Source organism: Deltaproteobacteria bacterium, from assembly GCA_009930495.1.
In the GTDB taxonomy this organism is placed as follows: domain Bacteria; phylum Desulfobacterota; class Desulfovibrionia; order Desulfovibrionales; family Desulfomicrobiaceae; genus Desulfomicrobium.
On the sequence record RZYB01000295.1, the window covers coordinates 1 to 2,250 of the forward strand.

A 2,250-nucleotide genomic window follows, 5' to 3' on the forward strand; every position below is an offset into this window, starting at 1 on the left:
AAGATTGTGTCCGATTTGTCCTTCGATGCCCCGGAAATGCCGGACGCCACGGTGACCATCGACAAGGACTATGTGGCCAAGGCCCTGCACGATGTCCAGGAAGACCGTGACCTGACGCGCTTCATCTTATAGCCGTTCCCCACCCGTCTGAATCGCCCGTGTCCGCCGAATGACGGATCACGGGCGTTTTTTTACCACAATACGCCGATCACGGCACCCGTCATCATCGTGGCCAGCACCACCAAAAGCGCCACGACATTGATCAAAATTTTCACGTCAAGGACCGTGCCCTGGACCACGGCGTCCATGAAGCCGCATGTTTCATTGGTGCCTTCAGTCGTCAGCCAGAAGAAATTTGATTTCATCTTCGCTTAAAGCGTACGCAATCGGTTTGCTGCTATGATTTTTTTTGCGATGGTGCGCGATATTTTCGGCTTGTTGTTCCGTTTGCTCGTTTTTGATGCCATCAAGCTGGGATGATTCCCCTGGAGTCTGGTCCGTTTTTCTCCGGCCGCTTACACGGCGTCTGTCTGTTTGTTGCCTGCGGTCGTCACTCTGCGCTGTTCCATCCATTTCGGAACGTGAAATGTGATGATTGGATGTACTCATTTTTTCGTCTCTTTTGATTTTGTAACAACATGTTCTCCGAAAATATTTTGTAAATTATTATATTAAAACGTTTTTCACTTCCATGCGTACCATGACCCAATGTTCATTGTGGTCGTCAACCAGCGTGATAGTCTGGCTTGTGAGTTCAACATTGTCGAGAAACAGACGAGTTTCTGTGTTTTTACCTTGAAACTGCGACACGGCAATGTGATAGACTGTTTCCCGGAAGCGATAGTGCACCGTGAATTCCTTCCATTGCGGATGGGGGCAGGGGGTGATGCGCAATCTGTCCACTTCAAGGCTCAGGCCCAGGAGTGATTCCACGATGAGTCGATACATCCAGGCGGCCGAGCCCGTATACCATGTCCATCCGCCACGGCCTGTATGCGGCGGCGCGCCGTAGACATCGGCGGCGACGACGTAGGGTTCGCCCTTGTATACGACCGTCTCTTCAGTGGTGCGGGTGTGGTTGACCGGATTGATCATGTCGAAAATTTCCCAGGCGCGTTTCATATCCCCCTGGCGGGCAAAGGCCATGGCGGCCCAGACGGCGGCGTGCGTGTACTGTCCTCCGTTTTCACGTACTCCGGGAACATATCCTTTGATGTAGCCGGGGTTGAGCTTGGATGTGTCGAAAGGCGGGGTCAGGAGTTGAACCAGTCCGTGTTCGCGACGCACCAGATGCCCGTCCAGGGACTGCATGGCCATACGCGTTCGTTGCGGGTCTCCTGCCCCTGAGAGGACGGACCAGCTCTGGGCGATGGAATCGATGCGGCACTCGTCATTCTCCGATGAACCCAACGGCGTGCCGTCATCAAAGTACGCACGGCGGTACCATTTTCCATCCCAAGCGTTTTTCTCAATATTCCGGCTCAGCGTGGTCGCTTCCTGCCTGCACTGTTCGGCAAAGGTGACGTCTCCTCGTGCGTGCGCGAGGGGGGCAAAGTCCTCCAGGACGTGATGGAGGAAGAAGGCGAGCCAGACGCTCTCACCCTTGCCGTGTTCACCCACCAGATTCATGCCGTCGTTCCAATCTCCGGAGCCGATGAGGGGCAACCCGTGCACTCCAAAACGTAAACCGTGGAGGATGGCTCTGACGCAGTGCTCATAGAGGCTCGCACTTTGATCTGATCGTTCGGGGAGGTCATAACAGGATTCCTCGTCGGCGGTCAGCGTGCGCATGCGCAGGAACGGGACGTTTTCATCCAAAATGCCGGTGTCTCCGATGGTGGAAATATAGCGGCAGGTCGCCAGGGGCAGCCACAGGAAATCGTCGGAGCATTTGGTGCGGACACCACGGCCCATGGGCGGATGCCACCAATGCTGCACATCGCCTTCCTCGAATTGACGGGAGGCGCAGAGCAAAAGATGTTCTCGAACCAAGCCAGGCCTGGCGTGGACGAGGGACATGACGTCCTGAAGCTGGTCACGGAAACCGAACGCTCCGCCTGACTGGTAGGTCGCGCTGCGCGCCCACAGGCGGCAGGCCAGGGTCTGGTACAGGAGCCAGCCGTTGGCGAGCACGTTGATCGATTGGTCCGGCGTTTCGACATGGATGGCTCCAAGGGTATGGGCCCAGTGTTGCCACACCTTGTCGAGGGCGTGCCGTGCCGCGGGCGAACCCCTAAAACGCTGGATGAG

The 2,250-nt window shown here is 56.2% G+C and carries 2 protein-coding genes; both read right to left on the reverse strand.

Features of this window, described 5'->3' with window-relative positions:
- Positions 1 to 333 precede the first annotated feature (333 nt).
- Positions 334 to 609: a hypothetical protein gene (locus tag EOL86_13970; protein NCD26680.1), complete on the reverse strand. Its 276-nt coding sequence runs from the start codon at positions 607 to 609 to the stop codon at positions 334 to 336.
- A 57-nt stretch (positions 610 to 666) separates the two neighbouring features.
- A partial coding sequence (locus tag EOL86_13975; GenBank protein ID NCD26681.1) for a cyclic beta 1-2 glucan synthetase occupies positions 667 to 2,250 on the reverse strand: 1,584 nt, incomplete at its 5' end.

Coding starts and splice junctions, on each gene's coding strand:
- EOL86_13970 (NCD26680.1), bottom strand. CDS start 609: ATGAGTACATCCAATCATCACATTTCACGTTCCGAAATGGATGGAACA.